This is a genomic window from Burkholderia sp. MSMB617WGS (assembly GCF_001532025.2).
In the GTDB taxonomy this organism is placed as follows: Bacteria; Pseudomonadota; Gammaproteobacteria; order Burkholderiales; family Burkholderiaceae; genus Burkholderia; species Burkholderia savannae.
In genome coordinates, this window is the sequence record NZ_CP013457.1 from 2,039,200 (window position 1) to 2,065,155 (window position 25,956).

The following is a 25,956-nucleotide window of genomic DNA, read 5'->3' on the forward strand; positions in this document are numbered from 1 at the left end:
GGATCGCCCGGCGCGCGGCTTGTCAGCGCGCCTGCGTCAAAGATTGCATCGCCTCGCGCACGAAGCCGAGCAGCGCGTCGTCGGCGTACGTGCCCGTCATCAGCTCGGGCTCGTTCGCGAGCGCCTCGCGGAATTTGAGCTGCGTCGCCGGATCGTCGCCCGCGTAGCTCCTGAACAGCTCGAGCCAGCGCCGAGCGAGCGCGTGGCCTTCAGGCGAGGCGGGCGCGACGCCCGCTTCGATCGCGTCGCGGGCGTCCGCCATCAACTGCGGCCATTCCATCGCGCGCTTGCCGTAGTTCGCGCGCATGAAGCGCGTTTCCTCGGGCGACAGATAACGCTCGTAGATGCGCATCTTGGTTTCCGAAAACGCGCGCAGCACGTAGTCGCGCAGGGCGAGCGAGATGCCGACGTGCGCCTGCATCGACGGCTCCCGGTCGTGCATCAGGTTCAGCTTCGCGAGGAAGCGCGGGTCGCCGTTCGTGTCGCGCACGAGCATCGTCATCCAGCGGACCGACAGCGCGCGCACGCGCTCGTCCTCGGGCGCGACGCCCGCGTCCATCAGCGCGCGCGCCTCGTCGACGAGCGCGGCCCACTCCGGAACGGGCACCTGGCTGTTGCGATACATCGGCAGGCGCGCGAGCTCTTCTTCGGAAAAGTACTTGTCGTACATGGTCATCAACTCCAGGGTCTTGAGCCAATCGGCCAGCTCGGGTTGCGCGCCGTCGACGAGCTCGCGGTGCAGTTGCGCGAGACGTTCGCGCAGACGCGCCGCCTGCTCGATCTGCCGGTCGAGCATCGCGATCTGCCGCGCGACGATCGACGTGAGCGGCGTGCCGGGCTGGGCCAGGTAGGCGCCGACGTCGGCGAGCGTCAGGCCGAAACGACGCAGCGCCTGGATCTGGTGGAGCCGGGCGATGTCGTTGCGGTCGTACAGCCGGTAGCCGTTGTCGGCGCGCGCCGAAGGCTTGAGCAGGCCGATCGCGTCGTAGTGGTGCAGCGCGCGGACCGTCAGCCCGCTGCGTTTCGCCAGCTCTCCGATCTTGAGCAGCATTCTTGCCTCCGTTTCATGCGCACCGTGGAGGATGAAACCTGACGTTGCGTGAGGGTCAAGCGGAATCGGCCGGCGCGGCGGCCGGCACCGGTCGAGGGCGGGACGCCGGGCAGCGCGGGCGTGGCGGGCCGACGTGGTGGGCCGCACGGCACGCCACTGCGTGCGCGATGCATTCGACGCGCGCTGCGGATGGTAACTGCTTGCCGCGCTTGCGTGAACGTATGCGCTCGGTGCGGGGCGTGCGCGCGACGCGCGAGTGGCGGCGCGGGCTTCGCGCGTCGTTCGGCGCGCGAGCGGGTGGGGCTCCGGTGGCGTTGCCGTCAATCGTCGTCGTTCGGCGCGTTCATCGTTTCTAGCGCGTTCAGCGACTGACGCGGCTGACGCGGCCGTTGTCTCGGCAACGGGGGCCGGAGCCGGCGGCCGCGCCGTCGGCCGCGCGCGGGCGGCGCGTCACGTCAGATGTCAAGCGCCCGACGTGTCCCCGGACGTGACCGATGCGCTCGCCCGGCCCGGCGAATTCGCCGGGCTCGAATCGGCCGTCGTGCCGCGCGCGCCCGTCGGCCCTGCCGCGGTCATCGCACTCATCGCGTTCATCGGGGGCCGTCGGCCGGCTGCGTACCTGGTGCGTTTTCGCTGTTTGTTTCGCCGTTTGTCGCGACCATTGCGCCGGCGGCAGCGCCCGCCGCGCCGGACGCTCCCGCCGCGTCGACCTCGCCGGCCGTGCCGGGCACGCGCGCATCGCCGGCGTCGCCGGTCCGCTTGGCGTCGTTCGCGCGCTGCGTCGCGCCCACATCGTTCGCCCCGTCCGCGCCGCTCGCGCTCTTCGTGTCTTTCGCGTCCTTGCCGCCGTCCGTCGGCGTGCCCATTGCCTGAAAGAGCCGCGCGGTGTCGACGAGCCGCGTGCCCGTCGCGCGGATTTCGTCGAGCCGCGCGTTGCGGTACTGCTGCTCGCTCGCGCGCGCGGCCGAAGGCGGCAGCGCGCCGAGCCGCACGCGCGCCGCGGTGTCGTCGAACGCGCCGCGCGCGGCGACGGCCGAGCGGTTCGAAGCGTCGAGCGCGCTCGCGTCGTTGTCGAGCGCGGCGAGCTTGTCCGCGACGTCCTGGAACGCGGCGAGCACGGTCTGCTTGTACTGGTCGACGGCCGCCTCGTAGGTCGCGCGCGCCGCGCGGCGCTGCGCGAGCAGCGCGCCGCCGTGGAAGAGCGGCTGCGTGAGCGATGCGCCGACGCTCCAGATCGCCCCCGCGCCCGACAGCATCGCGGGCCAGTTGAAGCCCGCATGGCCCATCGACGCCGACAGCGACAGCTGCGGGAACAATTGCGCGGTCGCGACGCCGACCTCGGCCGCGGCCGCCTGCAGCCCGGCCTCGGCGGCGCGGATGTCGGGCCGCGCCTGCAGCAGCGTCGACGGCACGACGACGGGCACGTCCTGCGGCAGATGCAGATCGGCGAGCGCGAGATCGGTGCTCGCCTGATCCGGCGTGCGGCCGAGCAGCACGGCGAGCGCGTGGCGCGTCGTCTGCCATTGCTGGCGCAGCGCGGGCAGGCTCGCCTCGAGCGCCGCCGCGCTTTGCTGCGCGTTCAGCATGTCGGTGCGCGACGCCGCGCCGAGCCGATGGCGCGCGGCCGTGTCGTTCGCCTGCTCGCGCGCGAGCGCGACGAGCCGCTCGGTCGTCGCCACCTGCTCGGCGAGCGCGGCCGACGTCACGGCCGCCGTCACGATGTTCGCGGCGAGCGCGCGCCGAGTGGATTCGAGCTGGTACGCGGTTACGTCGACGCGCTTCGACAGCGCGCGGTTCGCGAAGTGCGCGGCGCCGAACAGGTCGAGCGTGTAGCTCGCCTGCAACTGGCCCGCGAACACGTTGTAGAGCACCGTCTGCGGGCCGAACGTCGGCACGCCGAGCGCGCGCTCGCGCGTCGCCTGGCCGCCCGCGTCGATCGACGGCAGCAGCGAGCTGCCGATCTGCGCGCGCAACTGCTCGCGCGCGGCGGTCAGGCTCTTGTCGGCGGCGGCGAGCGTCGGGCTGTTGCGCAGGCCCTCGTCGACGAGCGCATCGAGCGCGGGCGACCGGTAGCGCTTCCACCAGTCGGGCACGGGCTGCGCGCCGACGTCGAAGCGCTGCGCGAGCCCTTGCGCCGCGGCCGTGCGCTCGGGCAGCGGCGTCGCGCCGTAATGCGCGGGCGACGGCATCGCGGGCGGCGTATCGCTCGGCGCGAACAGCGAGCAGCCGGCAAGCGAGGCGGTGAGCGCGGCCGCGGCGGCCGCGGCCGTCGCGCGCGGCGCGAGGCGGGCCGCGAACGGGAACAGAGAGATCGAGGCGCGCATGGTCAGGCTCCCGTGGGCGTGGCGGGCGGCTCCGGATCGCGCTCGTCAGGCTTCACGCGGAACCAAGTGGCGTAGAGCGCCGGCAGGAAGAAGAGCGTCAGCACGGTCGCGCTCGTGATGCCGCCCATCAGCGCGGTCGCCATCGGGCCGAAGAAGTTCGAGCGCAACAGCGGAATCAGCGCGAGCACCGCGGCCGCGGCCGTCAGCGTGATCGGCCGGAAACGCCGCACGGTCGCGCCGACGATCGCGTCGAAACGGCCGTGGCCGGCCGCGATGTCCTGCTCGATCTGATCGACGAGAATCACCGAGTTGCGCATGATGATCCCGAACATCGCGATCACGCCGAGCATCGCGACGAAGCCGAACGGCTTGCCGAACAACAGCAGCGTGCCGACGACGCCGATCAACCCGAGCGGCGCGGTCAACACGACCATCAGCACGCGCGAGAAGCTTTGCAGCTGGATCATCAGCAGCGTCAGCACGGCGATCGCCATGAGCGGCATCTGCGCGTTGATCGACGTCTGGCCCTTCGCGCTTTCCTCGACGGAGCCGCCGATCTCGATCCGGTAGCCGACGGGCAGCTGCGCGCGCAGCGCGTTCAGCTTCGCGTCGATCGCGTGCGTCACGTCGATGCCTTGCGTGCCCGCCGCCACGTCGGACTGCACGGTGATCGTCGGCTGGCGGTCGCGTTCCCAGACGACGCCGTATTCGAGCGTGTTGTGGAAGCGCCCGAGCGAGCCGAGCGGCACCGGGCCGTTCGGCGTCGGCATCGCGAGGCCCGCGAGGCTTGCCGGATCGACGCGCTGCGCGCGCGGCGCACGCAGATCGACCGCGATCAGCTTGTCGCGCTCGCGATACTGCGTGACCGTCGTGCCGGACAGCGTCATCGCCAGGAAGCTCGCGACGTCCTGCGACGTGACGTTCAGCTCGCGCGCCTTGTGCTGGTCGAGCTCGAAGCGCACCGAGCGCTCCGCGGGCTCGTCCCAGTCGAACTGGACGTTGACCGCGCGCGCATCGGCGCGCATCGTCGCCGCGACCTTCTCCGAGATCGCGCGCACGGTCGCGATGCTGTCGCCGCTCACGCGGAACTGCACCGGATAGCCGACGGGCGGGCCGTTCTCGAGCCGCGAGATCCGCGTGCGCGCCGCCGGGAACTGCTCGCGCAGCACGGGCGCGAGCCACGCCGCGAGCTTCTCGCGTTCCTCGACCGACTTCGTGGTGATCACGAACTGCGCGAAGTTCGGCAATTGCAGTTGCTGGTCGAGCGGCAGGTAGAAGCGCGGCGCGCCGGAGCCGACGAAGTTCACCGCATGGTCGATCTCGGGGCGCTTGTCGATCAACTTCTCGAGGCGCCGCGCCTGCGCGAGCGTCGCGTCGAACGATGCGCCTTCGGGCAGCCGCAGATCGACGAGCAGCTCGGGGCGGTCGGAGCTCGGGAAGAACTGCTGCGGCACGAGCGAGAAGCCCGCGAGCGCGACGACGAACAGCGCGCCCGTGATCGCGAGCACGACGAAGCGCCGCTCGATGCACCACTTGATCCACACGCGCAGCCGCGTGTAGAAGCGCGTGTCGTAGATGTCGTGGCCGTGCTCGTGGTCGTGCGCGGCGTCCGGGTGCGGCGCGCCGCTCGCGGCGTTTTTCGGCGGCGGCTTGCGCTCGGGCAGCATGTGATAGCCGAGCAGGGGAATCAGCACGACTGCCGCGAACCACGACGCGATCAGCGCGATCGCCGACACCTCGAAGATCGAGCGCGTGTATTCGCCCGTGCTCGACTTCGCGAGCGCGATCGGCAGGAAGCCGGACACGGTGACGAGCGTGCCCGTGAGCATCGGGAACGCCGTGCTCGTGTACGCGAACGCGGCGGCGCGCGCGCGGCTGAAGCCCTGCTCGAGCTTCACGGCCATCATCTCGACCGCGATGATCGCGTCGTCGACGAGCAGGCCGAGCGCGAGCACGAGCGTGCCGAGCGACACCTTGTGCAGCCCGATGTCGAACAGATACATGAACAGCGCGGTGACGGCGAGCACGACGGGAATCGAAATCACGACGACCATCCCGGTGCGCAGGCCGAGCGACACGAGGCTCACGATCAGCACGATCGCGATCGCTTCCGCGACCGCCTCGAGGAAGTCGTCGACCGAACGCGCGACCGCGTGCGGCATGCTCGACACTTCGGTGAGCCGGAGGCCCGCCGGCAGCTGCGCCTGCAACGCCTTCGAGCTTGCGTCGAGCGCCTTGCCGAGCCGGATCACGTCGCCGCCCGGCTGCATCGTGATGCCGATGCCGAGCACGGCTTTGCCGCTCGTGCCTTTACCGACCGTGCGCATCTGCGTGACGGGCGGATCGTCGTAGCCGCGCTTGATCGTCGCGAGGTCGCCGAGGCGGAACGTGCGGCCGTTGACGCGCACGAGCGTGTCGGCGATCGCGTCGACGCTTTCGTACTGGCCGCTCGGGCGGATGAACACGCGGTCGTGCGCGGCTGTCAGCACGCCCGGCGACGACACGTCGTTCTGTGCGTTGATCGCCTGCGCGATCTGTTGTGGCGAGATGCCGAGCCGCGCGATGCGCGTGTTGTCGATCTCGACGAAGATCCGCTGGTCGGGATCGCCGAAATAGTCGACCTTCGCGACGCCCGGCACGCGCAGCAGCACGACGCGCAGCTGGTCCGCGTAGTCGTGCAGCTGCGCGGGCGAGAAGCCGTCGCCTTCGAGCGTGTAGATGTTCGTGTAGACGTCGCCGAACTCGTCGTTGAAGAACGGGCCCTGAACGCCGGGCGGCAGCGTCACCGAAATGTCGCCCACTTTCTTGCGCACCTGGTACCACGTTTCCGGCACGTCCTTGACGGGCGCGGAATCCTTCATCGCGAAGAACAGCAGCGATTCGCCGGGGCGCGAATAGCTGCGCAGATAGTCGATCGCGGGCATCTCCTGCAGCTTGCGGCCGATGCGGTCGGTGACCTGTTCCTGCACCTGGCGCGCGGTCGCGCCGGGCCAGAACGTGCGGATCACCATCACGCGGAACGTGAACGGCGGGTCTTCCGATTGCGCGAGCCGCGAGTAGGCGAGGATGCCGGCGATCGTCGAGAGCGCGATCAGGTAGATGACGAGCGCCTGATGGCGCAGCGCCCATGCGGACAGATTGAAGCGCCCGCCTTCTTCTCGGCCAGCCGTCATGACGCGACGTCCTCCGGATGAAGCGGCGGCACCGCGCGCACCTTCTCGCCCGCGCTCACCGTGTGCACGCCTTGCAGCACGATGCGCTCGCCGGGCGCAATTCCGTTCGACACGGTCACCGTGCGCTCGTTGTAGCGGACGACGTCGACGCGGCGCAGCTCGAGCGTGTCGTCCTGCTTGCGCACGACCCACAGCGCGGGCGCGTTGCCCGCATGGAAGAGGGCCGTCGACGGCAGCGTGAAGAGCGTCTGCGCGCGCGCGTTGCCGGTGGCGTCGGGCGTGAACGCGACGTTCGCGGTCATGCCGAGCCGCACGGCCGGATCGGGCTGCGCGAGCGTGAGCTTCACGCGGTACGTGCGGCTTTGCGGATCGGCGGCGGGCGCGATCTCGCGCACGCGCGCGTCGAACGTGCGGCCGGGCAGCGCGGGCAGCGTGACGCTCGCCGCGTGTCCCGGCGTGAGGCGCGGCAGCTCGCTTTCCGGCGCGTCGGTGACGACGTCGACGTCGCCCGACCACGCGAGCTGGTAGACGGGCTGGCCGGCGGACACGTTCTGACCGGTGTCGGCCTGCTCGGCGGTGATGTAGCCCGCGTGATCGGCGACGAGCGTCGCGTACTGAAGCTGGTTCTTCGCGAGCGCGAGCTGTTGCGCCGCCTGGTCGCGCTGCGCGCGCGCGGACGCATGCGCGTTCTCGGTCTGCTCGAGCTGCGCGGGCGCGATCAGGTTCTCGCGCGCTTGCGCGCGGTCGCGCTCGAGCTGCTGCTGCGCGAACGTCAGCGCATGCGTCGCGGCGTCGAGCTGCGCCTGCGCGCTCGCCGCGTTCTTCGCGACGTCGGACGTGTCGAGCAGCGCGACGACCTGCCCCTTCTTCACGGCGTCGCCGAGGCGCACCTTGCGCTCGACGATCTTGCCGGCGATCCGGAACGACAGCGGCGTCGCATAGCGCGGCTGGATCTCGCCGGGCAGCGACACGGCGGCGGCGACGCCGTCCGCCTGGGCCGGCACCGCGACCACGGGGCGCGGCGCGCTCGGCGCGGCTTCCTTGCGGTGGCAGGCGGCAACGATGAGCGCGACGCCGATCATCAGCGCGGCGCGAGAACCGGAACGATTCACGGTGACCCCTCGGAACAGGAGAAAACGGAAAAACCGGCAAGCCGGATACGCTTGCCCGGCGTCGCGCGCGGCAAAAACAAAACAATCCGCGCGCACGTTGCCAACTTGCTTACAAAAACTTGGCTGAATTCTAATACAGGGTTGTATCTGGATGCAAAGGTGTTTCGGTTCGCGAGAAGATGCTAGACTTCCCGGCCATGAAGCCGACCCGCCTGACTCGAGAACAAAGCAAGGATTTGACGCGCGAGCGTCTGCTGAGCGCTGCCCACGCCACTTTCACGAAGAAGGGGTATGTGGCCGCGAGCGTCGAGGACATCGCGTCGGCGGCGGGCTACACGCGCGGCGCGTTCTATTCGAACTTCCGCAGCAAGGCCGAGCTGCTGCTCGAGCTGCTCAGGCGCGATCACGAAGAGGCGGAAGCGGATATGCAGAAGATCTTCGAGAGCGGCGGCACGCGCGAGCAGATGGAGGCGCACGCGCTCGAGTACTACAGCCAGTTCTTCCGCAACAGCCCGGCGTTCCTGCTGTGGGGCGAGGCGAAGCTGCAGGCGACGCGCGACGCGAAGTTCCGCGCGCGCTTCAACGAGTTCGTGAAGGAAAAGCGCGACCGCTTCACGCATTACATCCTGACGTTCGCCGAGCGCGTGGGTACGCCGCTCTTGCTGCCCGCCGACGTGCTGGCGCTCGGGCTGATGAGCCTTTGCGACGGCGTGCAGTCCTATCACGCGGCCGACCCGCGGCACGTGACGGGCGATACCGCGCAGGAGGTGCTTGCCGGCTTCTTCGCGCGCGTCGTGCTCGGGCGCGCGCCGGACTGACGATGGCGGCGCGGCATTCGCGCGCGTGTCCGGCCGCCGCGTTTCGCACGGGCGTTTGACTTCGCCCGCCTCGACTTTTTTCAGGCGATTTTTCGCGCGAATCGCGTGCGATCGTCGCGCGTGGCGATCGCGCGCCGGCGGGCCTGCGTGGGGCGAATGAGCGATCGCGCCAACCGCCAACCGCCAACCGCCAACCGCCAACCGCCAACCGCCAACCGCCAACCGCCAACCGCCAACCGCCAACCGCCAACCTTTGATCAGCGTTCCAGGTCCGTGTTCATCCGACGATACGCGTCGAGCAGCGACGTCTTGTAGACGACGCCCGCGAGCGTCGGCTCGTCCTCGCGCTCGACGACGGGCAGCCGCTCGCCCTGGAACCGCATGAAGTGCTCGAGCGCCGTGCCGATCGGCATGTCGGGCGTGAGCAGCGGAAACGGCGTGTGCAAGTAGTTCGCCGCGCGCTTGTGCGTCGTGTCGCGCTTCTCGAGCAGATCGGACGTGATGTCCTTCAGCGCGACCGCGCCGCGAAAGCGCCCGGCGTCGTCCGTCACGTACAGGTACTTGACCGGGTATTCGAGGAACACGCGCGTCATGTCGGCGACGCTCGCCGTGAGCGGCACGACGGTCGCGGCCGGCTGGATCAGGTCGCGCATCTGCGCGGCGCGCAGCCGCGTGCGTTCCTCGTCGTCGCGGTGCCGGTGCAGCGTGATCTCGTACATCGACGTCCTGCCGAGCGCGCGCGCCGCGAAATACGCAACGACGCACGACACCATCAGCGGCAGCACGACCTGATAGCTGAGCGTCATCTCGAAGATCATCAGGATCGCCATCAGCGGCGCTTGCGTCGCGCCCGCGAGGAACGCGCCCATGCCGACGATCGCGTACGCGTACCACGCGGACACGTGCTCGGGCAAAAGCGCGTGCAGCGCGATGCCGAACAGCGAGCCGGCCACGGCGCCGACGAAGAGCGTCGGCGTGAAAATGCCGCCGACCGCGCCCGAGCCCGCCGTCGCCGCGGTCGCGATCAGCTTGAAGACGAGCACCGCGACGAGCGCCTGCCAGGTCCACGGCGAATGCAGGATCGCGTTGACGACGCTGTAGCCGTTGCCCCAGACGTCGGGCACCCACACCGAGATCACGCCGACGACGAGGCCGCCTGCCGCGAGCCGCACCGGCAGCGGCGCGGGCAGGCGCCTGAACTGCGTCTTCGACAGCTCGAGCAGGCGCAGGAACTGCGGCGCGGCCGCGCCGCACAGGAGGCCGAGCGCGACGAAGAACAGCACCTCCCAGCCGGCCACGGCGGGAAACACGGGCATCTCGTAAGGCGGCTTGTAGCCGGCGAACTCGCGCATCACGATGTTCGCGACGACCGACGCGACGACGACGGGCCCGAAGCTTTCCATCGCGATCGAGCCGAGCACGATCTCGCAGACGAAGAACGCGCCCGCGATCGGCGCGTTGTACGCGGACGTGATCCCCGCCGCCGCGCCGCACGCGACGAGCAGGCGCAGCCGCGGCGGATCGAAGTGCGCGAAGCGCCCGACGAGCGACGCGGCGAGCGCGGCCAGCTGCACCATCGGGCCTTCGCGGCCGATCGAGCCGCCGCTGCCGATCGTGAGGAGCGACGACGCGCTGCGCCATAAGCTCTGCCGCACGGGCACGACGCCGTCGCCGAGCGCGACGGCTTCCATGTAGTCGGTCTTGCTCTGCTTGCGTGCGTCGCGCTGCGCGACGAGCAGCACGCAGCCCGCGAGGAAGCCGCCCGCGGCCGGCAGCCAGAAGCGGATCTGCCACGGCAGGCGCTTCGCCATCTCGGTGAAGCTGCCGCTCGTGCCGGAAACCGCGCGCTGGATCAGCTCGATCCCTTCGCGGAACGCAACCGTCGCGAGCGCGCCGCCGATGCCGACGATCACCGACCACACGAGCATCGTGTGCGCGTCGGACAGCCGAAACAGGGTTTGCGCGCGGGTGCGCAGCTTGAGCAGGAACGAGAGCACGGCGGCAGTGGCCCGGCGGATGAAATCGAGCGGAAGAATAGCACCGCGCCGCGTGCGCGGGGCGAACCCGGCGGACGCGGCGCGGCGGCGCGGCGAGGAGGGCGGGCGGTCAGCCAAGCCAGCGCTCCGTCGCCCAGACGATCGCATAGCCGCCGAAAATCAGCCACGCGTAGAGGATGAGGCCCGTCATCAGCGCGCGGGGGCCGGCCGCGCGGATCTGCGACATCCGCGTCTCGATGCCGAGCGCCGTCATCGCCATCGTGAGCGCGAACGTGTCGAGCGCGTTGAGCGTGCCGATCGCGGCGGCGGGCAGCATCTGCAGCGAATTCACGACGACGAAGCCGAGGAAGCCGAGTGCGAACCACGGCACCGCGAGCTTGCGCGGCGCGCCGTCGCCGGCTGCCGGCGAGCGGCGCGCCGAGCGGGCGAGCCACGCGCCGAGCACGAGCAGCACGGGCACGAGCAGCATCACGCGGGTCATCTTGACGATCGTCGCGACGCGCGTGACCTCCGGGCCGGCGTCGCTCGCCGCGCCGACCACCTGCGCGACCTCGTGGATCGTGCCGCCGAAGAAGAGGCCGAGGCCCGTGGCGTCGAGATGCAGCCAGCCGGCGCGGTATGCGAGCGGATACGCGAACATCGACAGCGTGCCGAACAGCACGACGCTGCCGACCGCCATCGCGCTCTGGTGCGGCTTCGAGCGCAGCGTCGATTCGAACGCGAGCACCGCGGCCGCGCCGCAGATCGCGCTGCCCGCGGCGGTCAGGAGCGCGGTGTCGCGGTCGAGCTTCATCAGCTTGATGCCGGCCCAGGTGCCGACGGCGAGCGTGCTCGCGACGACGAGCGCCGACACGGTGAGCCCCGGCAGGCCGACCTGCGCGATTTCCTGCAGGCTCACGCGCAGCCCGAAGAACGCCACCGCGATCCGCAGCAGCTTGCGCGCGGAGAAATCGATGCCGGCCGCCCAGCTCGCGGGCATGCCGTCGCGCAGCAGATTGCCGTACAGCGCGCCCGCGACGATCCCGACGATGAGCGGGCTCAAGCCGAAGCGCGCGACGGCGGGCAGTTGCGCGACGCTCGTGACGGCGAGCGCGAACAGGCCGACGAACAGGATGCCGTTGAGCCGCCCGCGCAGTGACGGCGCGGCGGCGCTGAGCTGGGGAGAGGTGAGCGTGGACATGGCTTCGTTCGTTTCGTTCTCTGTGACGATGGGCCTAATCCTAAATTGGTTATATCGATATGAAAAATCGTGATTTGTAACGTAAAATATCCAAAAATCCGATATTTTAGACCGATGACCCCAGATCAACTGATAACGTTCGCGGCGGTCGCCGAGCACCTGAACATCAGCCGCGCGGCGCTCGCGCTGCATCTGTCGCAGCCCGCGGTGTCCGGCCAGTTGCGCCAGCTGCAGGACGAGTTCGGCGAGCCGCTGTACCAGCGCGACGGGCGCGGCGTGCGTCTCACGCCGGTCGGCGAGGCGCTCGCGCGGCACGCGACGCAACTGCGCGATACGTTCGCGCAGGCGCGCGCGTACCGCGACGCGGTGCGCGGGCTCGAGCGCGGGACGCTGCGGATCGGCGCGAGCACGACGCCCGCGAGCTACCTGCTGCCGTACCTGCTCGCCGCGTTCCATCCGCTCGCGCCGGACGTCGCGATCCAGACGATGAGCGGCAACACGTCCGACGTCGTCGCGGCGCTGGCGTCGCTCGACATCGCGCTGATCGAGGGCCCGCCCGGCGATGCGCTGCCGACGGGCACGTCGGTGCACGAATGGCGCGAGGACGAGATCGTCGCGATCGTGCCGTCGTCGCATCCGCTCGCCGCGCGCCGCGAGCAAGGCCGCGCGCGGGCGACGCTCGACGAGCTCGCCGCGTATCCGCTCGTGCTGCGCGAGGCGGGCTCGGGCGTGCGGCAGCTCGTCGAGCGCGCGTTCGCGCGCGCGGCGGCGCCGCTTGCGGTCGCGTTCGAAATCGCGGGCGTCGAGGCGGTGAAGGAGGCGGTGCGCGCCGGAATGGGCGTCGGCTTCGTGTCCGCGATGTCGCTCAGGCATGACGATGCGGCGCTCGCGATGGTGTCGATCGCGCCCGAGCCGCTCACGCGCCATTTCTCGATCCTCGTGCCGCATGGCGCGACGCCGTCGCGCGTCGCCAAGCGTTTTCTCGCGCTGTGCGTCGCGCAGGCCGATCCGGCCTGACGGGCGGCGCGGCGACGGCAGTCGCGCTGTCGGCGGCTCATCGGCCGCTCATCGGCGAGTGGCCGGCGAGTGACCGGCGAGTGATTGACGCGTTAGCGGCGGCCGCCGTCCGGACGGTCGCCCGGCGGGCCGGGCGCGGCGAAGCAGAGCGCGGCCGGCACCGCGATTTCGACGACGAACGCCGCCAGCAGGGCGGCGTTCGGCACGCGCACGCCGCGCAGCCGGCAATATTCGACGGCGGCGATGAAGACCGCGCTCGTGCCCATCAGCGCGACGCCGAAGATCGCGTTGCGGCGATACCAGAGCGCCGGGTCGCGCAGCGTCGCGCGCGTTCTGACGCCGTAGAAGCGATTGGGGCCGACCCGCTTCGCCGCGAGCGGGATGGCGAGCAGGAAGAAGAGCGCGCTCACGAGCAGGTACGGGGCGCCATCGGAAAAATCGAGCATGCCGTTTGCTCCTGGGGGCGGACAGGCGAACGAAGCGCCACGAAGTACAGCGAAGCACAACGAAGCACAACGAAGCGGCGCGATCGGCTCGTTGCCGCGGCGTCCGGGCGGTTTGCCGCTGCTTATTCTGCACCGTCGGCGCGCCGCCTGCGCGCGGTCAACGCCGCGGGTTCACCGTCCGCCGCGCCTAGGGATTTCCACTATGGTTCGCCTCGAACGCTCGGCGCACTATTCGTCCGTTGATGAATGGAACCGGTTCCAGTCGTGCAGTTTCAACAATATCCCGATCGAGAAGGAGGCGAGCCAAGCATGGTCGACATCGTGATCGTCGCGAGCGCGTTCGGCGCGGACGCGGTGCGCCGCGCGGGCCATCGCGCATTCGTCGCGGCGGCGGCCGACGCGGGCGCCGCGGGGTTCGAGGTGCGGCGCGAGCTGTTCGCGTCGGACGACGACGCGGCCGCCCCCGCGCTCGCGCGGCTCGGCGACGCGATCGCCGCGGCCGGGCTGTGGTCGGTGTATTCGACCCCCGCGACGCTCTACACGGACGGCGGCGATCTGAACCGCGACGCGCTCGCCGCGACGCTCGCCGAGGCCGACGCGCTCGGCGCGCGCTTCGTCAAGTTTCAGCTCGGCGGCTTCGCCGCGCGTCCGCACGCGGCCGAGATCGCCGCCGCGACGCGCGGCGCGCGCGCCCGCGCGCTCGTCGAGAACGGCCAGTTGCGGCAGGGCGGCGCGCTCGCGCAGTTCGAGTCGCTGTTCGCCGCGCTGCGCGACGAGCGATGCCCGACGCTCATCGGCATGACGTTCGACATCGGCAACTGGCTGTGGGCGGGCGACGCGCCGCTCGCCGCCGCGCGCTCGCTCGCCGCGCACGTGGAATACGTCCATTGCAAGGCGGTCGACGGCGAGGGCGCGCGCCGCTTCGCGGTCGCGCCGAGGCCGGGCGAGCGCTTCTGCGACGACGTGCTCGCGCTGCTGCCGCGCACGGCGCCGCGCGGGATCGAGTTTCCGCTCGATGCGGCGCGCGTGGCCGACGACGCGTCGACGCGCGTCGCATGGCTCGCGGCCGCATGAGATCCACCCACTCGCGCCGGAGTCGGCCAAGCTCGACGCTTGCGCCGGCGCCAGGCCGTTGACCGAAGGAGTAAGCCAACACCATGCAAGCCCCGCTCGACGTTCTCACCTATGGCGAAGCGATGGCGATGTTCGTCGCCGCCGAGCCCGGCCCGCTCGACAGCGCGACGCAGTTCACGAAGCGCATCGCGGGCGCCGATCTGAACGTCGCGATCGGCCTTGCGCGCCTCGGCTTTCGGGTCGGCTGGATCAGCCGCGTCGGTGCCGATTCGTTCGGCCGCTACGTGCTCGACACGCTCGCGCGCGAGCGCGTCGACGCGTCGTGCGTGACGATCGACGCGCGCTATCCGACGGGCTTCCAGCTGAAGTCGCGCGCGACCGACGGCGCGGACCCGGCAGTCGAATATTTCCGCAAGGGCTCGGCCGCGAGCCGCCTGTCGCTCGACGACTACGCGCCCGGTTACGCGCTCGGCGCGCGCCACCTGCACCTGACGGGCGTCGCGCCGGCGCTGTCCGATTCGTCGCGCGAGCTCGCGTTCCACCTCGCGCGCACGATGCGCGCGGCGGGCAAGACGGTGTCGTTCGATCCGAACCTGCGGCCGACGCTGTGGCCGTCCGCGCACGAGATGGCGCGCACGCTGAACGCGCTCGCCGAGCAGGCGGACTGGGTGCTGCCGGGCCTCGCCGAGGGGCGTCAGCTGACGGGCCTCGACACGCCCGCGGATATCGCGGGCTTCTACATCGAGCGGGGCGCGCGCGGCGTGGTCGTCAAGCTCGGCGCGGCGGGCGCGTACTTCCGCACGGACGACGGCCGCGAAGGCACGGTCGCGGCCGAGCGCGTCGAGCACGTCGTCGACACGGTCGGCGCGGGCGACGGCTTCGCGGTCGGCGTGGTGAGCGCGTTGCTCGAAGGCCGCGCGATCGACGACGCGGTGGCGCGCGGCAACCGGATCGGCGCGCTCGCGATCCAGGTAATCGGCGACTCGGAAGGATTGCCTTCGCGCGCGCAGCTCGATCGGATCGAAAATCTGAGCAATGCGCCGGATCGGCTAGAGGCGCCGCTCGTCCGATAAGCCGCCCGTCCCGACGCAGGACGGGCACAATCGCGGCGAATCCCCGCGTTTCATACGGCGCCGCACGACACTGGAGACTCACATCATGCCCGCAACGCTCGCGCTTCGCCGCTGGTGGACGATCATGCCGATCGTCTTCGTCACGTACAGCCTCGCGTATCTCGACCGCGCGAACTACGGCTTCGCCGCCGCGGCCGGGATCAATCAGGATCTCGGCATCAGCAAGGGGCTGTCGTCGCTGATCGGCGCGCTGTTCTTCCTCGGCTATTTCTTCTTCCAGATTCCGGGGGCGATCTACGCGGAGCGCCGCAGCGTGAAGACGCTCGTGTTCTGGAGCCTCGTGCTGTGGGGCGGCTGCGCGGCGCTCACGGGCATCGTGAGCAACATCCCGTCGCTGATGGCGATCCGTTTCCTGCTCGGCGTCGTCGAGGCGGCCGTGATGCCCGCGATGCTGATCTTCATCAGCAACTGGTTCACGAAGCGCGAGCGCTCGCGCGCGAACACCTTCCTGATCCTCGGCAACCCGGTGACGGTGCTGTGGATGTCGGTCGTATCGGGCTATCTCGTCCACGAGTTCGGCTGGCGCCACATGTTCGTCGCCGAAGGGCTGCCCGCCGTCGTGTGGGCGGTGTGCTGGTGGTTCCTCGTGCAGGACAAGCCCGCGCAGGCGAAGTGGCTCACCGACCAGGAAAAGCGCGATCTCGACGCCGCGCTCGCCGCCGAGCAGGCGGCGCTCAAGCCGGTGCGCAACTATCGCGAGGCGTTCCGCTCGCCCGCCGTCGTCAAGCTGTGCGCACAGTACTTCTGCTGGAGCATCGGCGTATACGGCTTCGTGCTGTGGCTGCCGTCGATCGTGAAGAACGGCTCGGCGCTCGGCATGGTCGCAACGGGGTGGCTGTCCGCGCTGCCGTATCTCGCGGCGACGATCGCGATGCTCGCCGCGTCCTGGGCGTCCGACAAGCTCGGCTCGCGCAAGGGCTTCGTGTGGCCGTTCCTGCTGATCGGCGCGGCCGCGTTCGCCGCGTCGTACGCGCTCGGCTCGGCGCACTTCTGGCTGTCGTACGCGCTGCTCGTCGTCGCGGGCGCGGCGATGTACGCGCCGTACGGGCCGTTTTTCGCGATCGTGCCGGAACTGCTGCCGAAGAACGTCGCGGGCGGCGCGATGGCGCTCATCAACAGCATGGGCGCGCTCGGCTCGTTCGTCGGCTCGTACGTGGTCGGCTATCTGAACGGCGCGACGGGCTCGCCCGCCGCGTCCTACGCATTCATGAGCGCCGCGCTCGTCGCGGCCGTCGTGCTCACGCTGTCGGTGAGGCAGGCGGGCGCGACGCCGCCGCTCGCCCATCCGTTGCAAGGAAAGTGAATCGATGAAGCATCGCATCGTCGTCTACAAGCCGCTCCCCGACGACGTGCTCGCGTATCTGCGCGAGCGCGCCGACCTAACCATCGTCGACGGCGCCGACGCGCTTGCGCGCGCGCTCGACACCGCCGACGGCGCGCTCGGCGCGAGCCTCGAGATCACGCCCGAGCTGCTCGATCGCGCGCCGCGGCTGCGCGCATGGTCGACGATCTCGGTCGGCTTCGACAATTTCGACGTCGCCGACCTGACGCGCCGCGGGATCGTGCTCGCGCACACGCCAGACGTGCTGACCGAATCGACGGCCGACACCGTGTTCGCGCTGATCCTCGCGAGCGCGCGGCGCGTCGTCGAGCTCGCCGAATTCGTGAAGGCGGGGCAGTGGCGGCAGAGCATCGGCGAGCCGCTCTACGGCACCGACGTGAACGGCAAGACGCTCGGCATCATCGGGCTCGGGCGCATCGGCGCGGCGCTCGCGCGCCGCGCCGCGCTCGGCTTCCGGATGCCGGTGCTCTACACGAACCGCAGCGCGAATCCGCAGGCCGAGGCGCAGTTCGGCGCGCGCCGCGTCGCGCTCGACGAATTGCTCGCGACAGCCGACTTCGTGTGCGTGCAAGTGCCGCTCACGCCGCAGACGCGGCATCTGATCGGCGCGCGCGAATTCGCGAAGATGAAGCGAAGCGCGATCCTCGTGAACGCGTCGCGCGGGCCCGTCGTCGACGAGGCCGCGCTGATCGACGCGCTGCGCGCGGGCACGATCCGGGCGGCGGGGCTCGACGTGTTCGAGCACGAGCCGCTCGCGGCGGATTCGCCGCTGCTGTCGATGAGCAACGTCGTCGCGCTGCCGCACATCGGCTCGGCGACGCGCGAGACGCGCCACGCGATGGCGCGCTGCGCGGCGGAGAACCTGATCGCGGCGCTCGACGGCACGCTGGCGCGCAACGTCGTCAACCGCGATGTGCTGCAGCGCGCGCAATCGGTGTCGTAAAGGTGGCGCGAACGTCCGGCGGATCGCGCGCGGCATGTTCGCCGCTCGCGATGGCGACGGACGCAAGCAGGGCGGAAGAAGGGAGCGGTTCGTCATGCGCGCCGCGGCGCGTTTGGCGGACTTTTAGGAATGTTCCGAATCGGCTCGCCGCATCGTATCCGATGCGGCGAGCCGCGTGCGCGGCGTCGGGCGCGGCCCGTTTCGCGTCGAGGCCGATGCCGAGCACGGCGCCGGGATTCGGTTGCCGAATCGTCAGCAGTCCGACAGCATGCGGGCTTGCCCGCGTACGCAGGATTCGATGCCGAGAACGCGATGATGCGCAACGCAGCGACCGTTCATTCGATTTGCGCCGCGCCCGGACGCCGGCGCCGCGCGTCCCTCCACGCTAGAGGAGGCCGTCTTGGTACGGTCCGATCGCCTGCGTTATGATCGCCCGCTAATTGTCGCGCAGCCGTCGCGGCAAGATGGGCGCTCGTGCGCCGTCCGTAGCTTTGCCGGGCCGGAATCGGCCGACAGGAGACATCGTCAGTTGGCCTTTCCATCCAACAACAATGACCCGCCCGTTTGCGAGGCGGCGCGGGCCGCTCGTTACGAGGCGCCACTGTGAGCGATCCACGAACTCTACCGTCGCGTCCCGCGACGATCAGCGATGTCGCCCGCGAAGCGGGCACCGGCAAGACCAGCGTCTCGCGCTATCTGAACGGCGAGACGAACGTGCTGTCCGCCGACCTGCGCCAGCGCATCGAGGATGCGATCGCGCGCCTGAACTACCGTCCGAACCAGATGGCCCGCGGCCTGAAGCGCGGCCGCAACCGCTTGCTCGGCCTGCTCGCCGCGGACCTGACGAATCCCTATACGGTCGAAGTGTTGCGCGGCGTCGAGGCCGCGTGCCACGCGCTCGGCTACATGCCGCTCATCTGCCACGCGGCGAACGAGCTCGAGATGGAGCGCCGCTATCTGCAGTTGCTGACCACCTACCGCGTCGAAGGGATGATCGTCAACGCGCTCGGGGCCGACGAGAACGCGCTGAGATCGCTGCGCGGCGGCGGCATTCCGACCGTGCTCGTCGATCGCAGCGTCGAAGGCTTCGCGACCGACATGATCGGCCTCGACAACGAGGCCGCGATCGAGATGGGCTTGCAGCATCTGTTCACGCAGGGCTTCCGGTCGATTCATTTCGTCGTGCAGCCTTTCGAGCACGTCAGTTCGCGGCGGCTGCGCGAGGCCGCGTTCCGCGCGCAGGTTGGCGCATCGGGGCGCACCGTCCATCCGACGATCGTGCTCGAGCCGAAGGGTCCGGAGTCGACGCAGCGCGCACTCGCCGAGCTCGACGCGCGCATCGAAGCGGCCGCGGGCGAGCCGGTGCGGCCCGCGATCTTCGCGGCGAACGCGCCCGTCGCGCTCGTGATCGCGCGGCATCTGCACGCGCGGTACGGCGACGCGTGGCAAAAGCGCGCCGCGCTGATCGCGATCGACGATCCCGATTGGGCGGAGCTCATCGGCGTGACGACGATCCGCCAGCCGACTTACGACATCGGCTATCGCGCGGTCGAATTCGTTCACGAGCGGATCGACGGCGGCACGGGCGGCTTCCACGAGGCGCTGCTGCCGGGCGAACTTTGCGTGCGCGCGTCGACGGCGAGCTGAGTTGAGTATCATTCGGGGCACGCATCGCACCGGTGCGGGTTCCGAACAAGGATTGTCATGACCGTTGCTCCCGTCACGCTGGCGGCGCTCGTCATCGCCACGCTCGTCGTGGCGTTGCTGCCGATCGGCCTTCATCGATTCCTCCGCAAGCCGCTGGCGCTCGACCGGCGCGACGCGATCGTCGGCGTCGCCGTCTACACGGTGTTCGCGACGCTGCTCGAACGCGGCCTCTACGCGATTCTGCTGAGCCAGCCGTCGGCCGTGCTGTGGCTGTCGAAGCCCGTCACGTTCGCCGTGTTCGGCACCGTCGTCGCCGCGCTCTTCGAGGAAATCGGCCGCTATCTCGGGCTGCGCTTTCTCGCGAAACGCTACGGCCCGTCGGACGGCGACGCGCGCGGCTTGTCGAACGGCATCGGCCACGGCGGCGCGCAGGCGTGGTTCGTCGGCGTCGTCGTGCTCGCGCAATGGGTTTATCTCGCGTGGCTCGCGAACCGCGGCGAGCTGAACGCGCAGTTGTCGACGATGCCCGCCGACCTGGCGCTGCGCATCCAGGTGATGCTCGCGACGATGTCGCCCGTGTCGGTCGCGGTGTCGGCGCTCGAGCGCGTCGCGGCGTTCGTCGTGCAGCTCGCGCTGTCCGTGCTGATGTGGCGCGGCATGCGCGCGAACAAGCGCTGGATTCTGCCCGCGATGATCGTGCTGCATCCCGTCATTGATCTGCCGTCGATCCTGTATAACGGCGGCGGCGTGCCGTTCGAATGGATGGTCGCGCTGTATCTGCTGCTGACGGCGGGCTTCGCCGGCGCGCTGATGAAACTGTGCCGGCCCGCGCGCGCCGCACGCTGAACCGAAACGCGACGATGGACGATTATCAATACGACTGCGCGAGCGCCGAATTCGACGAGCTCGCGCGGGTGATCTGCGATCTCTTTCCCGAGCAGACGCGCTTTGCCGAACGCGCCGACGAAGCGGGGCGCTTTCTATCCGTGCACTGGCTCGCGATGCGCTTCGGCGCGACGCCGCGCAAGACGACGCTCGACGTGCGCTTCGCGGGCGCCGCGCTGCGGCGCTATCTCGCGCTCAGGCCGATGCAGCGCGCGCGCAGCCACGCGGTGCTGCGCGCGTACGTCGAGGCGACGCTCGGCTCGCTCGAGGAACGGCATGCGGCGGGCGAGGCGGTGCCGCGCGAGACGACGCTCGAGCTCGGCGACGAGTTCGCGTGACGGGGGTTGCGTAACGGGCGTGCGGCGTGCGTGATCGCCGCGCGCACGATGGCGGCGGCGCGCGCGCAAACGGGCGATCGGCGAACGCCGCGACGCATCGCCCGGGGCGCCGTTCCGATCCTGCCTGCCTGACATCCCGGCGTAACGTCCCGCTCGAACCGCTTGCCTTGCTTCGCGACGTCGGTCTTCTCACGGGCCGAATCGACGTCCGGCTTCGATCGGTTCGACGGCCGGCCGTTTCTCGACTCGGCGGGCTTTCCTTCCATTCGTCTTTTTCGCGACATGCGCGCGCGATCGCGAGCCGCGATGCATTTCGTTTCGCCTCATCTCATTTCGTCTCGCTTCACCTCGCGGCGCATTCGCGCGCGACGTTTCATGCAGGCAGCGATGCGCTCGACGCGGCGTCAGGCATCGGGATCGTTGCGAAGGCCGGCATCTTTCGGCCCGATCGCATCGGGGCGCGCGGAAAAAGACGCGTCGCGCCGGCTTGAAACCGGACCCGCACGGGCATCGCGCTTGCCGAGCTTGCCGCGATGCGCTCAAGATGCCCGCATCGCGGCCCGAGGGGCCGACCGGTTGTGCCAACCGGCCGATCGACTCCGATCGCATCCGACGGTCGATCGGCATGACGAAAAGGGGAAATCCATGCAGATACGTCACGTTGCATCGCGTGCGATGTCGGCCGCCGCGCTCACGCTCACGCTCGCGCTCGCGGCCGCTGCGTCGTCGAACGCGCGAGCTTCCGCGTCGTTGCCCGCGCTACGGGCCGACGCCCGTCAGGTGTCGGTGTCCGGGCTGTCGTCGGGCGCGTTCATGGCGGTGCAGTACCAGGTCGCGTATTCGGCGTCGGTGATCGGCGCGGGCGTGGTCGCGGGCGGCCCGTATTACTGCGCGAAGGGCAAGCTCGCGAACACGAAGAACTGCATGCAAGGCATGCCGGATACCGAGCAACTGATGACCAGGGCGCGCGACTTCGAGGCGAGCGGCCAGATCGATCCGCTCGCGAACCTGAAGCATGCGAAGGTCTATCTCTTCAGCGGCACGAAGGACGCGGTCGTGAGTCAGCCTGTCGTCGACGCGACGTGGTCGTTTTTCTGGCTGGCGGGCGTGCCTGCGGCAAATCTCGCGTACGTCGTCGACGTGCCGGCCGGACACGCGTTCGTCACGCCTGCCGCTGGCGGCGTGTGCAGCGCGAACGCGACGCCCTTCATCAATCATTGCACCGTCTCGCAAGCGGGCTACGACCAGGCGGGAGCGCTCCTTCAGGCGATCTACGGGCCGCTGTCGCCGCCCGTCGCGCAACCGGCGGGGCGCGCGATCACGTTCAATCAGCGTGAGTTCGCGCCCGTGGCGAGCGGGCTTGCGAAAGACGGCTACGCATACGTGCCGCGCGCGTGCGACGCGAACGCCGGCTGCAAGGTGCACGTGGTGTTCCACGGTTGCCTGCAATCGGCGGACGTCGTGCGCGACATGACGACCTACCGGAACTGGGCGGATGCGAACGATATCGTCGTGCTGTATCCGCAGGTGGCGGCGGATTTGCCCGTCAATCCGCAGGGATGCTGGGACTGGTTCGCTTATACGGGGCAGGAGTATGCGTTGAAGTCGGGGGCGCAGATGCGCGCGGTGCGCAAGATGATCGAACGGGTGACGTCGTCGCATTGACGCGCAGACGCGCAGACGCGCTCGCGCGTGAAGCCGCGGCGACGCGGCGCGGGAGGGAGCAGGAAGGCGGCGGCGCGCATGCGGCGTGGCGTGCATGACGCTTCGCCGCCGCCCGCCGCATGGGGAGAGCGGCGGAGGTGCGCGCGGCGCGCACGCGGAGTGTTCACGGCCGGCGCGGGCGGCGTCGTACCGCCGGCGTCAGTCCGCCTCGCGGTACACCTGCGCGAAGCGCTGCGCCTGCACGACGCCGTAGTCGCCCGGCGCGTATTGCATCACCCAGTCGCCCGCGTCGCCATGCAGTGTGTCGCCGCCCGCCGAGCGCGCGATCGAGAACGGCGCGTCCATCCGCTTCGCGAGCACGACGGCGGGACGGTTGCGGTACGCGCCCGGCGCGCCGTGCACGACGCTGCCGGCGGCGGGCAGGTACTTCGCGTCGAAGCGCTCGCGCGACACCACCCAGCGGTCGCCCGTCGAACCGGTGACGAGCGCGTCGCCCGCCGCATAGCGGTTCGGCCCTTCGAGGCTCATCAGCTCGCCTGCCTGCGCGGCGAATTCGACCTCGACCGTCTCGTTCTTGACGACGCGCAAGGCGTCCGGATCATTGCGGAGGTCGACGTTTTTCAATTCGATCATGTTGATTTTGTCAATAAAAGCGCATCACTTTAGCGCGAATCCAGGCGCGCGTGAACGCCGACCTTGCGGGCAACGGAGGCAGCGACGAATATGAAGTGATCGCGTCTCGATTTTGCCGTCCGACTGTGTCGACCTGTCCGGGCGACGCCGGCCGTCGTTGCCGTCGCCCGGCGGGATCAAGGGGAAATCCATGCAGATGCGCCACGCCGCCGCGCGCGCGATCCTCGCCGCCGCGTTGACCATCGCGCTCGCCGCCGTGTCCGCGAGCGCGCAAGCTTCGCCGCCGCTGCCCGCGCTGCGCGCGGACCCGAACCAGGTGTCGGTGTCCGGGCTGTCGTCGGGCGCGTACATGGCGGTGCAGTATCAGGTCGCGTATTCGGCGTCGGTGATCGGCGCGGGCGTGATCGCGGGCGGCCCGTACTACTGCGCGGCGGGCAGCCTCACGAACACGGGCATCTGCATGGGACTCTTGCCGAACACGGTGCCCGATTCCGGGCTGCTGCTGACCGCCGCGCTGGGCTTCGCGGCGAGCGGTCAGATCGATCCGCTCGCGAACCTGCAGCGCGCGAAGATCTATCTGTTCAGCGGCACGAAGGACACGATCGTCCGCGAGCCCGCCGTCGATGCGACGTGGTCGTTTTTCTGGCTGGCCGGCGTGCCCGTGACGAACATCGTCTACGTCGCCGACATTCCGGCCGGGCACGCATTCATCACGCCGTCGGCAGGCAACGCGTGCGATGCGAACGCCGCGCCGTACATCAGCCATTGCAGGGTCGGTCAGTCGGGCTACGACCAGGCGGGCGCGCTGCTCGAGACGATCTACGGGCCGCTTGCGCCGCCCGTCGCGCAGCCGACGGGGCGCGCGATCACGTTCGACCAGCGCGAGTTCGCGCCGGCGTCGAGCGGGCTCGCGGCGGACGGCTACGCGTACGTGCCGAGCGCATGCGGCGCGAGCGCCGGCTGCAAGGTCCACGTCGTGTTCCATGGCTGCCTGCAGTCGGCGGACGTCGTGCGCGACATGACGACCTACCGGGACTGGGCGGATGCGAACAATATCGTGGTGCTGTATCCGCAGGTCGCGAAGGCCGGCACGCCGGGCAATCCGCAGGGATGCTGGGATTGGTTCGCGTATACCGGGCAGAACTATGCGCTGAAGTCGGGCGCGCAGATGCGCGCGGTGCGGGCGATGATCGATCGGGTGACGTCCGCGCGGTGACGCGCGTGTGCCGTAGAGGCGGGGTTCGGGCGGCTCGGGCGCGCGTGCGAGGGGCGAGCGAATCGGCGAGCTAGCGAGCTAGCGGCGGGCCGGTGAACGCGTGATGACCGAGCGAGCGTGTGCCGTAGGGGACGGTTATGGGGCGACGCGTCGGAGATTGGTTCGCGGTGCGTTCGCGAGGTTGCGCGCTCGCCCAACGCGCCGCAAGCGGGCGTGAGCTGACGGGAGCGTGTCGCGCGGGCCCGCGCGACACGCTTTTCATGCCGTTACTGCGCGGCGCCCGAGCTCGCGGCGGCCTGGCCGTCCGCCTTGCCCGGATGCTTGCGCGCGCGCGCCTTGCCCGGCTCCGGGTGCAGCCACTTGCGGAACGTCGAATCGGCGAGCGTCTTCTGCTCGGCCGGGAAGCTCGCGTACAGCGGCGCGAAGGCGTCGGAGAGCTTCTTCGCGCCGTCGGCGTTCGCCTGCGTCAGCTCGGCGTATTGCTTCATGTCGTCGAGCGCGGACGCGTTCTTGTTTTCCATCCGCTCGCGATAGAGCCGCGCCATCGTCGCGCCGTTGTCGCGCATCGTGTCGGCGAACGTCTTCCATTGCGCTTCCTGCTCCGGCGTGATCTTCAACTGGTTGTGCAGGTACGTGATGCGCTCCTCGACGCGCGCTTCATGACGCGCGGCGGCGGCAGGGGCGGAGGCCGGCGCGGCCGGCGCCGACGCGCTCGTCTGCGCGTGCGCGAGCGTGGCCGCCAGCGCGAGCGCGGCAGCAAAAGTCAGCGAGATCTTTTTCATTGGAGCTCCTGTGTGGTCGTCGGACGGGAATTCGGATGCGGCGCGGCGCGTTCGACCGCCTGCGCGGCGCGCGTCCCGCGCTATTAGTAGCACGGTATCGGGCCGTTGGGCGACGATGCGACATCTGCTTACAACCGAAACGAATCGAAATCACGCCTGTGCGGGGGAGGTTTCGGCCGGCGTGCGCGTCGGCGTGCGGCGGGTGGATCAGGGCGTGCGCGCGGTGGCGGGGCCGCGATCGGCGACGCCTTCGTCGAGTCGGCGCGCCGTGGCGCGAATCGGATCGCTTGCGGTGTGTGTCGGCAAGCTGCGAAAGCGCGGCGCCGATGTCTGGAATCCGGACGGCGGCGAAGGATGTGCGCAACGCGCTTCGATGAATGGATGTCTCAACCGACCAACCGACCAACCGACCAACCGACCAACCGACCAACCGACCAACCGACCAACCGACCAAGTGACCAAGCCGGACCGACATCGACCGACACCGGCGCACCAGCGCGGCGTCCATCTTGCTCTCGCGCCCGCGCGCAGCGTCCCCGTCGCTCGCACGACAGCTCGGTACGGCGGATTCGGTCGAAAAGCCGATCGGTCTGTCGATCGAACGCGAGGTTGGGCGCGCGGCCGTTCGGCGCTATCATCGCGGCACTTCCATTTGCCGATTCGCCATGCGTCCACCCCGACTCGATCAACTCGACGAACTCGACCGCAACCTCGTCGCGCTATTGCAGGCGAACGCCCGCGCGAGCGTCGCGGATCTCGCGCGGCAACTGGACGTCGCGCGCACGACCGTGCTCGCGCGGATCGCGCGGCTCGAGCGCACGCAGGTGATCGCGGGCTACAGCGTGCGGCTCGGGCAGGACGTGCTCGACGCGAGCATCTACGCGTACGTCGGCATCATCCTCGCGCCGAAGTACGGCAAGGACGTGCTCAAGCGCCTCGATCGCATGCCGGAGGTGCAACTGCTGTGCGCGGTGAGCGGCGAGTACGACTACGTCGCGTGGCTGCGCGCCGATTCGCCCGAGCGCCTGAACGATCTGCTCGATCAGATCGGCGCGCTCGAAGGCGTCGAGCGGACGACGACGTCGATCATCCTCGCGCGCAAGATCGACCGCGGGACGATCGGCTGACGCGCCGCGTCGCCCGAGCGCGCGACGGGCGAGGACGAATGAGACAACCTTGA

General features: G+C 70.0%; 23 protein-coding genes. 14 read left to right on the plus strand and 9 right to left on the minus strand.

Annotated features, from left to right (window positions below; all coding sequences use genetic code 11):
* Window positions 1-22: 22 nt before the first annotated feature.
* The 4 genes from WT60_RS10145 to WT60_RS10160 all read right to left on the minus strand — a co-directional run bounded on the left by WT60_RS10145 (window position 23) and on the right by WT60_RS10160 (window position 7,660).
* Window positions 23-1,051 carry a MerR family transcriptional regulator gene (locus tag WT60_RS10145; RefSeq protein WP_060355616.1) on the minus strand — a complete coding sequence of 343 codons (1,029 nt, stop codon included), beginning with the start codon at window positions 1,049-1,051 and terminating at the stop codon, window positions 23-25.
* A 590-nt stretch (window positions 1,052-1,641) separates the two neighbouring features.
* Window positions 1,642-3,375 (minus strand): efflux transporter outer membrane subunit, encoded by a 1,734-nt coding sequence (locus WT60_RS10150; RefSeq protein ID WP_100185272.1) that lies wholly within the window; start codon window positions 3,373-3,375, stop codon window positions 1,642-1,644.
* Between the two features lie 2 nt (window positions 3,376-3,377).
* Window positions 3,378-6,548 carry an efflux RND transporter permease subunit gene (locus tag WT60_RS10155; protein WP_060355615.1) on the minus strand — a complete coding sequence of 1,057 codons (3,171 nt, stop codon included), beginning with the start codon at window positions 6,546-6,548 and terminating at the stop codon, window positions 3,378-3,380.
* Window positions 6,545-7,660, minus strand: a complete 1,116-nt coding sequence (locus WT60_RS10160) for an efflux RND transporter periplasmic adaptor subunit (protein ID WP_038742863.1) — start codon at window positions 7,658-7,660, stop codon at window positions 6,545-6,547. Before WT60_RS10160 ends, WT60_RS10155 begins: the two co-directional genes overlap by 4 nt.
* A 197-nt stretch (window positions 7,661-7,857) precedes the next feature.
* On the opposite strand from WT60_RS10160, the gene WT60_RS10165 reads away from it, so the two are divergent.
* Window positions 7,858-8,478 carry a TetR/AcrR family transcriptional regulator gene (locus WT60_RS10165; RefSeq protein ID WP_038742865.1) on the plus strand — a complete coding sequence of 207 codons (621 nt, stop codon included), beginning with the start codon at window positions 7,858-7,860 and terminating at the stop codon, window positions 8,476-8,478.
* Window positions 8,479-8,735: 257 nt separating this feature from the next.
* Here WT60_RS10165 and WT60_RS10175 read toward each other — a convergent pair whose 3' ends face one another.
* Window positions 8,736-10,475, minus strand: a complete 1,740-nt coding sequence (locus WT60_RS10175; protein ID WP_060821804.1) for a ClcB-like voltage-gated chloride channel protein — start codon at window positions 10,473-10,475, stop codon at window positions 8,736-8,738.
* Window positions 10,476-10,584: 109 nt separating this feature from the next.
* Window positions 10,585-11,655 carry a YeiH family protein gene (locus tag WT60_RS10180; RefSeq protein WP_038742867.1) on the minus strand — a complete coding sequence of 357 codons (1,071 nt, stop codon included), beginning with the start codon at window positions 11,653-11,655 and terminating at the stop codon, window positions 10,585-10,587.
* 114 nt (window positions 11,656-11,769) lie between these two features.
* Between WT60_RS10180 and WT60_RS10185 the strand changes: the two genes are divergently transcribed.
* Window positions 11,770-12,672, plus strand: a complete 903-nt coding sequence (locus tag WT60_RS10185) for a LysR family transcriptional regulator (protein ID WP_038742869.1) — start codon at window positions 11,770-11,772, stop codon at window positions 12,670-12,672.
* A gap of 92 nt (window positions 12,673-12,764) precedes the next feature.
* Here the strand turns inward: WT60_RS10185 and WT60_RS10190 are convergent, their stop codons facing one another.
* Entirely contained in the window at window positions 12,765-13,118 is a 354-nt protein-coding gene (locus tag WT60_RS10190; RefSeq protein WP_060355614.1) for an SdpI family protein, read from the minus strand.
* Window positions 13,119-13,427: 309 nt separating this feature from the next.
* On the opposite strand from WT60_RS10190, the gene WT60_RS10195 reads away from it, so the two are divergent.
* From WT60_RS10195 to WT60_RS10240, 9 genes are all read left to right on the plus strand, one after another.
* Window positions 13,428-14,192, plus strand: a complete 765-nt coding sequence (locus WT60_RS10195; RefSeq protein WP_060355613.1) for a TIM barrel protein — start codon at window positions 13,428-13,430, stop codon at window positions 14,190-14,192.
* An 83-nt stretch (window positions 14,193-14,275) separates the two neighbouring features.
* A complete protein-coding gene (locus WT60_RS10200; RefSeq protein ID WP_060355612.1) occupies window positions 14,276-15,265 on the plus strand; it encodes a sugar kinase in 990 nt (329 codons plus the stop codon).
* Between the two features lie 85 nt (window positions 15,266-15,350).
* Complete coding sequence (locus WT60_RS10205; RefSeq protein ID WP_038742877.1) at window positions 15,351-16,628, plus strand: MFS transporter; 1,278 nt, start codon at window positions 15,351-15,353, stop codon at window positions 16,626-16,628.
* A gap of 4 nt (window positions 16,629-16,632) precedes the next feature.
* Complete coding sequence (locus WT60_RS10210) at window positions 16,633-17,610, plus strand: D-glycerate dehydrogenase (protein ID WP_038742879.1); 978 nt, start codon at window positions 16,633-16,635, stop codon at window positions 17,608-17,610.
* A 603-nt stretch (window positions 17,611-18,213) separates the two neighbouring features.
* Window positions 18,214-19,257 carry a LacI family DNA-binding transcriptional regulator gene (locus tag WT60_RS10220; RefSeq protein ID WP_060355611.1) on the plus strand — a complete coding sequence of 348 codons (1,044 nt, stop codon included), beginning with the start codon at window positions 18,214-18,216 and terminating at the stop codon, window positions 19,255-19,257.
* Window positions 19,258-19,314: 57 nt separating this feature from the next.
* Entirely contained in the window at window positions 19,315-20,103 is a 789-nt protein-coding gene (locus tag WT60_RS10225; RefSeq protein WP_059577459.1) for a YhfC family intramembrane metalloprotease, read from the plus strand.
* Between the two features lie 14 nt (window positions 20,104-20,117).
* Window positions 20,118-20,480 carry a DUF3022 domain-containing protein gene (locus WT60_RS10230; protein ID WP_059577551.1) on the plus strand — a complete coding sequence of 121 codons (363 nt, stop codon included), beginning with the start codon at window positions 20,118-20,120 and terminating at the stop codon, window positions 20,478-20,480.
* 26 nt (window positions 20,481-20,506) lie between these two features.
* Entirely contained in the window at window positions 20,507-20,971 is a 465-nt protein-coding gene (locus WT60_RS10235) for a hypothetical protein (RefSeq protein ID WP_145986765.1), read from the plus strand.
* Window positions 20,972-21,125: 154 nt separating this feature from the next.
* Complete coding sequence (locus WT60_RS10240) at window positions 21,126-22,145, plus strand: PHB depolymerase family esterase (RefSeq protein ID WP_059577465.1); 1,020 nt, start codon at window positions 21,126-21,128, stop codon at window positions 22,143-22,145.
* Between the two features lie 198 nt (window positions 22,146-22,343).
* Here the strand turns inward: WT60_RS10240 and WT60_RS10245 are convergent, their stop codons facing one another.
* Window positions 22,344-22,778, minus strand: a complete 435-nt coding sequence (locus tag WT60_RS10245) for a PGDYG domain-containing protein (protein ID WP_060355609.1) — start codon at window positions 22,776-22,778, stop codon at window positions 22,344-22,346.
* A 190-nt stretch (window positions 22,779-22,968) separates the two neighbouring features.
* Here WT60_RS10245 and WT60_RS10250 point away from each other — a divergent pair, with 190 nt between their 5' ends.
* Window positions 22,969-23,994 (plus strand): PHB depolymerase family esterase, encoded by a 1,026-nt coding sequence (locus tag WT60_RS10250; protein ID WP_059577468.1) that lies wholly within the window; start codon window positions 22,969-22,971, stop codon window positions 23,992-23,994.
* Window positions 23,995-24,260: 266 nt separating this feature from the next.
* Here the strand turns inward: WT60_RS10250 and WT60_RS10255 are convergent, their stop codons facing one another.
* Window positions 24,261-24,776, minus strand: coding sequence for a Spy/CpxP family protein refolding chaperone (locus tag WT60_RS10255; RefSeq protein WP_038742893.1), 516 nt, complete (start codon window positions 24,774-24,776; stop codon window positions 24,261-24,263).
* A gap of 381 nt (window positions 24,777-25,157) precedes the next feature.
* Between WT60_RS10255 and WT60_RS35115 the strand changes: the two genes are divergently transcribed.
* Window positions 25,158-25,604, plus strand: coding sequence for a PT domain-containing protein (locus tag WT60_RS35115; protein WP_236860810.1), 447 nt, complete (start codon window positions 25,158-25,160; stop codon window positions 25,602-25,604).
* Complete coding sequence (locus WT60_RS10265) at window positions 25,499-25,903, plus strand: Lrp/AsnC family transcriptional regulator (protein WP_236860879.1); 405 nt, start codon at window positions 25,499-25,501, stop codon at window positions 25,901-25,903. Before WT60_RS35115 ends, WT60_RS10265 begins: the two co-directional genes overlap by 106 nt.
* The last annotated feature ends 53 nt before the right edge of the window (window positions 25,904-25,956 follow it).

Coding starts and splice junctions, on each gene's coding strand:
- WT60_RS10190 (WP_060355614.1), bottom strand. CDS start 13,118: ATGCTCGATTTTTCCGATGGCGCCCCGTACCTGCTCGTGAGCGCGCTC.
- WT60_RS10145 (WP_060355616.1), bottom strand. CDS start 1,051: ATGCTGCTCAAGATCGGAGAGCTGGCGAAACGCAGCGGGCTGACGGTC.
- WT60_RS10205 (WP_038742877.1), top strand. CDS start 15,351: ATGCCCGCAACGCTCGCGCTTCGCCGCTGGTGGACGATCATGCCGATC.
- WT60_RS35115 (WP_236860810.1), top strand. CDS start 25,158: ATGTCTCAACCGACCAACCGACCAACCGACCAACCGACCAACCGACCA.
- WT60_RS10250 (WP_059577468.1), top strand. CDS start 22,969: ATGCAGATGCGCCACGCCGCCGCGCGCGCGATCCTCGCCGCCGCGTTG.
- WT60_RS10225 (WP_059577459.1), top strand. CDS start 19,315: ATGACCGTTGCTCCCGTCACGCTGGCGGCGCTCGTCATCGCCACGCTC.
- WT60_RS10210 (WP_038742879.1), top strand. CDS start 16,633: ATGAAGCATCGCATCGTCGTCTACAAGCCGCTCCCCGACGACGTGCTC.
- WT60_RS10245 (WP_060355609.1), bottom strand. CDS start 22,778: ATGATCGAATTGAAAAACGTCGACCTCCGCAATGATCCGGACGCCTTG.
- WT60_RS10150 (WP_100185272.1), bottom strand. CDS start 3,375: ATGCGCGCCTCGATCTCTCTGTTCCCGTTCGCGGCCCGCCTCGCGCCG.
- WT60_RS10185 (WP_038742869.1), top strand. CDS start 11,770: ATGACCCCAGATCAACTGATAACGTTCGCGGCGGTCGCCGAGCACCTG.
- WT60_RS10180 (WP_038742867.1), bottom strand. CDS start 11,655: ATGTCCACGCTCACCTCTCCCCAGCTCAGCGCCGCCGCGCCGTCACTG.
- WT60_RS10165 (WP_038742865.1), top strand. CDS start 7,858: ATGAAGCCGACCCGCCTGACTCGAGAACAAAGCAAGGATTTGACGCGC.
- WT60_RS10230 (WP_059577551.1), top strand. CDS start 20,118: ATGGACGATTATCAATACGACTGCGCGAGCGCCGAATTCGACGAGCTC.
- WT60_RS10240 (WP_059577465.1), top strand. CDS start 21,126: ATGCAGATACGTCACGTTGCATCGCGTGCGATGTCGGCCGCCGCGCTC.
- WT60_RS10155 (WP_060355615.1), bottom strand. CDS start 6,548: ATGACGGCTGGCCGAGAAGAAGGCGGGCGCTTCAATCTGTCCGCATGG.
- WT60_RS10200 (WP_060355612.1), top strand. CDS start 14,276: ATGCAAGCCCCGCTCGACGTTCTCACCTATGGCGAAGCGATGGCGATG.
- WT60_RS10255 (WP_038742893.1), bottom strand. CDS start 24,776: ATGAAAAAGATCTCGCTGACTTTTGCTGCCGCGCTCGCGCTGGCGGCC.
- WT60_RS10195 (WP_060355613.1), top strand. CDS start 13,428: ATGGTCGACATCGTGATCGTCGCGAGCGCGTTCGGCGCGGACGCGGTG.